This window comes from Rhodococcus sp. EPR-134, from assembly GCF_001647205.1.
GTDB classification, from domain to species: Bacteria; Actinomycetota; Actinomycetes; order Mycobacteriales; family Mycobacteriaceae; genus Rhodococcus_F; species Rhodococcus_F qingshengii.
Genome location: NZ_LVCT01000034.1, coordinates 1 through 6,695, shown reverse-complemented (window position 1 = coordinate 6,695; position 6,695 = coordinate 1). Strand labels below are relative to the sequence as shown.

Genomic DNA, 6,695 nt, shown 5'->3' with positions numbered 1-6,695 from the left:
GTCGCCGTCTTCGGCGCCGCCCTCGGCGTGGGGGCCGCAATCGGAAGCCCGATAGACATGTCCACCACCCAGCACAGCACCCACGAATCAACCACAGAATCGATGCCAGGCATGGATTCGGCAACACCTGCAGGACTCGAAGTCTCTTCCGGCGGATACACACTCACCGATGTGACCGCACCCGGTCGAGCTGGGGAGCCGGGAACCTTGACCTTCCGGATTCTCGACGACACCAACACGCCCGTCGTCGATTTCGACCTCCTGCACGAGAAGAAACTCCACCTCATTGTCGTCCGAAACGACACCAGCGAATTCCGCCACGTACATCCGTCCCTCGCTGCAGACGGCACCTGGTCGATCGACTGGGCCTGGCCCGCCGCCGGCACCTACCGAGTCTTCGCGGACTTCGATCCCACCGACGGCACCCAACTGACACTCGGCCGAAACTTCGACGTGGCAGGCGAATTCACTCCTGCGCCGCTACCTGCGAAGAGCGCGACCGCAACCGTCGACGGATACACCGTGACTCTCGACGGTGATCTGACCACTGCCGGCGGCCCGATCACGCTGAGCGTTGCTCGCGACGGGGCCCCGGTCACCGATCTCGATCCGTACCTCGGTGCCTTCGGTCACCTCGTTGCCCTGCGCACCGGCGACCTCGCCTACCTGCACGTGCACCCCGAAGGCGAGCCAGGCGACGGCGTCACAGCTCCTGGTCCGGACATTTCCTTCCACGCACAGGCACCGAGCGAAGGCACATACCGACTGTTCCTCGACTTCCAGCACGAGGGCGTGGTTCGGACCGCCGAATTCACTGTTGATGCAGGCACTTCCACAGCTTCAGTTCCAGACAATCACGAGGGAGGGCACTGATGACGTCACCGACTGCGGTCGACAATGCTGCCAACTCGAGCAGCGTCGAACTCGCGATCACCGGGATGACCTGCGCCTCCTGCGCGTCACGAATCGAGAAGAAGCTCAACAAGATCGACGGCGTCACAGCCACTGTCAACTACGCGACTGAGAAGGCCAAGGTCACCTTCCCGGACGGGGTACCCGTCGAAGATCTGGTCACTGCCGTCGAGAACGCCGGTTATTCCGCCGCGCTCCCCAAGCCGCCCAGCGCGCCGGACACCGTCGACCCGGATGCGGAAACCCCGCAGGATCGTGATCTGCGCGAGCTTCGTACCCGCCTGATCATCTCGACTCTTCTCTCCGTGCCGGTCATCGCTATGGCAATGATTCCTGCGCTGCAATTCGACAACTGGCAGTGGCTCTCCCTCACGCTGGCCGCACCGGTCATCGTGTGGGCGGCCCTCCCCTTCCACCGGGCTGCCTGGGTGAACCTGCGTCACGGCGCGGCCACGATGGACACGCTCATCTCGCTGGGCACCATCTCGGCCTTCGTCTGGTCGCTCTACGCACTGTTCTTCGGCACTGCGGGCGAAGCCGGTATGAAGCACGCCTTCCGGTTGACGGTCGACCGGATGGACGGCAGCGCCAACATCTACCTCGAAGTTGCCGCGGGCGTCATCACGTTCGTGCTGGCCGGACGCTACTTCGAGCACAAGTCCAAGCGCACGTCCGGCGCCGCACTACGCGCACTCATGGAACTCGGTGCGAAAGACGTCGCGGTATTGCGCAACGGCGTCGAAGTACGAATCCCCGCCGAAGAACTGGCAGCGGGCGACTCCTTCATCGTCCGGCCCGGCGAGAAGATCGCCACCGACGGCATCATCACCGAGGGCCGCTCAGCCGTCGACATGAGCATGTTGACGGGTGAATCCGTGCCTGAGGAAGTCGGTGTCGGGGACACTGTCGTCGGCGCCACCGTCAACGTCGGTGGAACCTTGACCGTCGAGGCAACCCGGGTCGGGAGCGACACCCAACTCGCCCAGATGGCGGCACTGGTCGAAGACGCCCAGAACGGCAAGGCCGAAGTTCAGCGCCTCGCCGATCGGATCGCCGGTATCTTCGTACCGGTCGTCATCGCGATTGCCGTTGCGACACTGGGCTACTGGCTCGGTACCGGTAACCCCATCGAGATGGCCTTCACCGCTGCGGTCGCCGTGCTGATCATCGCGTGCCCCTGTGCCCTCGGATTGGCAACGCCCACAGCCCTGTTGGTGGGCACGGGTCGCGGAGCTCAGATGGGAATCCTCATCAAGGGACCCGAGGTGCTCGAATCGACGCGCGCAGTCGACACCGTCGTGCTCGACAAGACGGGAACCGTCACCACCGGTCAGATGACATTGCTGGACACCGTGGTGGGCGAAGGAACAACCGTCGACGAGGTCCTTCGGCTGGCGGGCGCACTCGAACATCGCTCCGAGCACCCCATCGCCGCAGCGATCGCGAAGGGTGCGACCGAAGCCGTGGGCGAATTGCCTACGGTCGAGGATTTCGTGAACGTCGCCGGGCGCGGCGTGCAGGGAATGGTCGACGGTCACGCAGTCGTCGCGGGCCGAGACGCGCTGCTCGCCGACTGGTCGATGCCGTTGCCGGAAAATCTCCGCGAGGCTAAGGCTGCAGCAGAGAAGGCCGGGCGCACCGCAATCGCGGTGGGCTGGGACGGCAAGGCGCACGGCATCCTCGTGATCGCCGACGCGGTCAAGGACACGAGCGCCGAAGCAATCGCGCAGTTGAAAGCACTCGGCCTCGAACCGGTTCTGCTGACCGGTGACAACGCCACCGTTGCTCGCACTGTCGCGGATCAGGTCGGGATCAGCACCGTCTTCGCCGAGGTCATGCCTGCGGACAAGGTCGACGCCGTCAAGAAACTGCAAGCGGAAGGACGCGTCGTGGCCATGGTCGGCGACGGCGTGAACGACGCGGCAGCCCTGGCTCAGGCCGATCTCGGCCTGGCGATGGGCACGGGTACCGACGTTGCGATCGAGGCCAGCGACATCACTCTGGTGCGAGGTGACCTGCGGTCGGCAGCCGATGCAATTCGACTGTCCCGCAAGACGCTCACGACCATCAAGGGCAACCTGTTCTGGGCATTCGCCTACAACACGGCTGCGATCCCGCTGGCTGCGGCCGGCCTGCTCAACCCGATGCTCGCCGGTGCCGCAATGGCATTCAGCAGTGTGTTCGTGGTGAGCAACAGCCTGAGGTTGCGGCGGTTCAAATAAGGGGGCAAGCCCCCTGTGCGCGGTTAGGGAGTCCCTGCACTCCTTAACCGCGCACGGGGCTATTCGCCTCCAGCCAGCCGAACGAAGGCTGCTGCGTCGAGCATCTCACCACGCGTCTGAGGCTCGATACCGGCAGCGAGGAGCCGTCGTTCGGCCTCGGCAGGCGAACCTGCCCAACCGCTGAGAGCGGCACGCAAAGTCTTGCGGCGCTGTGCGAACGCGGCGTCGATCGCCGCAAAAACCTGCTTGCGGTGCTTCTCGTCCATCGGCCACGGCGGCTCCGCATACCGGTCGATACGAACCAGACCTGATTCCACCTTCGGCACCGGCCAGAACACGTTGCGTCCGACGGCACCGGCGCGGCGAACCTCGCCGAAGAAGTTGGCCTTGACGCTGGGAACGCCGTAGATCTTGCTTCCCGGATCAGCCGCCAGGCGATCGGCAACCTCGGCTTGCACCATCACGAGTGCGGTCCGCAGACTCGGAAGCGACGCGAACAGGTGCAACAGCACCGGCACCGCGACGTTGTACGGCAGGTTCGCGACCAGCGCGGTCGGCTCGCCGGGAATCTGTGAAGGCAGCACACGCATCGCGTCCGCTTCGACGACGGTCAGTCGATCGGCAAGCTCCGGCGCTCGCTCGGCCACCGTCTTCGGGAGGCGAGCCGCGAGGTTGGGATCGATCTCGACCGCGATGACCCGATCGACGACGTCCATCAGCGCCATCGTCAGCGAACCGAGACCAGGCCCTACCTCGAGAACGACGTCGTCACGTGTCACGCCTGCCGTGGTGACGATGCGCCTCACGGTATTGGCGTCGTGAACGAAGTTCTGCCCCAACTGTTTCGTGGGCCGGACACCGAATTCCTCGGCAAGAGCGCGCACCTCGACCGGACCGAGCAGGGCTGCCTGCCCGCGCGGAGTAGCGATGGGTTCGTTCGATTGTTCGGCGTCTGACACCAGTAGAACTTATCCCAGTCCGAGGCGACCCGAGCACGACGGCCATGCGCCCCAGCCCTGAGTGCGCTGGGTCTGTGTCGCAATCGCGATCTGTTCTTCACGGGTGGCGAGGTCGGCGCGGGGCGCATACTTCAACCCGCCCTGTCGTTCCCAGGTGTTCTGATCGAACTGCACGCCGCCGTAGAAACCGTTGCCGGTGTTGATGGCCCAGTTACCGGTGGCCTCGCACTGTGCGAGCGCATCCCACGTCGAACCGTTCTCCACGGGCGGCACCTCGGTGCCCGGCTTCGTTCCGACACGCACGACCTTCGGCTGCGCCGGTGTGGTGATCGTCTCCGAGACCTGGGTACGTCCGGCTTCGACACCGTTGACGAGATTCACGGCGAACGTCACGTCACGCACGCCGGGCACGCCCGGGTTCTCGACGATCGTGCGACTCTGGTTCATCGTCGGATCCTCGATGCGCTGATCCGGCGGATCGAGCGGCAAGGTCTCGATCTTGTTCTCGGTGCGGTTGCGCGTCACCGTGACCTCCAGGCCCTCGGTCAGTGGAGCGTCGGCGGCGGGAACCACCGTGTCCGACTGCTCGAGCGGAGTGCCGTTGGCGGTAAGGAACTCCCCGACCGTCGGCGCCGCGATACGCACGTCTGCTGCCGCGTTTGCGCCGTCGACCAGTTTTGCGACGACCGGTGTCAGCACGTCGAGCGCGGCGCCGTCCAGCGGAAGACGCTGCGAGCGCGAAGCCGACACGTGCACATCCGCCGCGACGTCCAACTGCTTCAACGCGTCGTCGACGGTCAAGGCAGTGGTCCAGAGCTTCTGCGGCTGACCGTCGACCGTCAGCGTGATCTCACGGGCACGACGGAGCACCACGGTGTCGCCGTCGGACAGCGAAGCGTCGGCCGCGGGAGCAACTGCATCCTTGTCACCGATCGGGTAACCCGCGTCCTCGAGAGCGCCGTCGACGTTGGTCGACATGGTGCTCAGGCGAATCTGCTCACCGTCGACATCGAGAGTGATGGTCTTGTGCCGGACGACGGCCAGAACACCACCCACGAGAACCGTCAGGAGAAGAGCGGCGATCGCCGAGTACAACAACGGCGACCTGGTCGAGTTGATCTTGGCGAACGGTGACATCGGTTCCTGTGTTCTGTGAGGTGTGAGCGCGTCAGCGCAGGCCCAATTTGCTGGTGCAGGACGGCCAAGCACCCCAGCCCTGACCGGCGCGGACTTTCTCGCCGATCGCGATCTGCTGTTCACGTGATGCGAGGTCGGCGCGAGCTGCGTACTGACCGCCGCCGAATGCTTCCCAGGTGCTCTGGGTGAACTGAAGTCCTCCGTAGAAACCGTTGCCGGTGTTGATGGCCCAGTTTCCGGTCGCCTCGCACTGAGCAATGGCATCCCACGTCGACGCGTTGGACACAGCGGGAGCGGAAGCCTGCTTGGTACCGACCTTCACCACTGCTGCGACCGGTTCCTTGATCACGGTCGCGGACAGTTCCGTGCGTCCGGCCTCGACACCGTTGACGGTCTTGACCTCGACGGTGGCCGTGCGCTCACCCGGAACACCCGGGTTCTCGACGACGGTCTTGTCCTTCTCCAGCTCGGGATCCTCGACCTTGTTCTCCGGCGGCGCGATCGGCTGCGTCTCGACGCGAGTGTCCGTGCGGTCGCGAGTGACCTGGATGGTCAGGCCGTTGGTAACGGGTGTGTCGGCGGTGGGAACCACCGAGTCGGCCTGCTCGAGCGGCGCATTCTTGGCCGCGAGAAGATCGCCGACGGTCACGGCGGCGAGCTTGACCTCCGCCGCCGGAGCACCACCGTCGCTGACGCTGACGGTCTTCGGGCTGACGACGTCGAGCTCGGTCCGTTCGAGCGGCAGACGATGCGAGCGCGAAGCCGAGACTGCGAAGTCGTCGGAAACATCTACCTGCTTCAATGCCTCGTCGACCGTCAATGCGGTGGTCCAGATGGTGGTCGGCTGACCGTCGACGGTCAGAGCCAACTCACGGGCACGGCGTAGTACGACGGTATCGCCATCGGACAGGGAGGAATCGGCACTGGGTGCGAGCGCGTCCTTGGGATCGACCGGGTATCCGGCGTCCTCGAGAGCGGTACCGACGCTGCTCGACATCGTGGACAGCGAAATCATGTCGCCGTCGACGTCGAGGGTGATCGTCTTGTGCCGAACCACGGCGAGCGCACCCCCGACGATGAGCGTCAGAAGCAACGCACCCACCACTGAATAGAGAAGTGGTGACTTCGTGGAGTTGATCTTGGCAAAAGGCGACACAGGAAATCCCAAGGCAGACGACGTTCGATCACAATACGGTAACGACCGAGCGTTGTATCGGCAACCAAATCACAACGAAATGCGACTTTTGTCACGGAACGGCAACGGCGTGTCGTGTGTTCTGCACTTTCCGGCTCCGATACCCGTGTATCGATTCAGCTCTGGGCGCAGTATGTTCTCGTCTGGTTCAAAGCAGTCCGGCGATCCCGGGCGCGACAGAAGAAAGCTGGGCGATAGTGCGAAGAAGATTCGACAGACCACGTAATGCCAGGTGGCCGATCCTGGCCATCCTGCTGGCGCTGATCGCAG

Annotated in this window: 5 protein-coding genes; 2 read left to right on the top strand and 3 right to left on the bottom strand. The window is 64.5% G+C overall.

Features of this window, described 5'->3' with window-relative positions; translation table 11 throughout:
* A partial coding sequence (locus A2J01_RS01530; RefSeq protein ID WP_064111636.1) for a hypothetical protein occupies positions 1-873 on the top strand: 873 nt, incomplete at its 5' end.
* Entirely contained in the window at positions 873-3,134 is a 2,262-nt protein-coding gene (locus tag A2J01_RS01525) for a heavy metal translocating P-type ATPase (RefSeq protein ID WP_064111634.1), read from the top strand. The genes A2J01_RS01530 and A2J01_RS01525, both read left to right, overlap by 1 nt.
* 59 nt (positions 3,135-3,193) lie before the next feature.
* On the opposite strand, the gene rsmA is transcribed toward A2J01_RS01525, so the two are convergent.
* Genes rsmA through A2J01_RS01510 form a run of 3 tightly spaced genes read right to left on the bottom strand, consistent with a single transcriptional unit; the run spans position 3,194 to position 6,386 of the window.
* Positions 3,194-4,093, bottom strand: coding sequence for a 16S rRNA (adenine(1518)-N(6)/adenine(1519)-N(6))-dimethyltransferase RsmA (gene rsmA / locus A2J01_RS01520; RefSeq protein WP_003946263.1), 900 nt, complete (start codon positions 4,091-4,093; stop codon positions 3,194-3,196).
* A 9-nt stretch (positions 4,094-4,102) separates the two neighbouring features.
* Positions 4,103-5,230, bottom strand: coding sequence for a resuscitation-promoting factor (locus A2J01_RS01515; RefSeq protein WP_064111632.1), 1,128 nt, complete (start codon positions 5,228-5,230; stop codon positions 4,103-4,105).
* Positions 5,231-5,261: 31 nt separating this feature from the next.
* Complete coding sequence (locus tag A2J01_RS01510) at positions 5,262-6,386, bottom strand: resuscitation-promoting factor (protein WP_042921286.1); 1,125 nt, start codon at positions 6,384-6,386, stop codon at positions 5,262-5,264.
* Positions 6,387-6,695: the final 309 nt, after the last annotated feature.

Coding starts and splice junctions, on each gene's coding strand:
- A2J01_RS01525 (WP_064111634.1), top strand. CDS start 873: ATGACGTCACCGACTGCGGTCGACAATGCTGCCAACTCGAGCAGCGTC.
- A2J01_RS01515 (WP_064111632.1), bottom strand. CDS start 5,230: ATGTCACCGTTCGCCAAGATCAACTCGACCAGGTCGCCGTTGTTGTAC.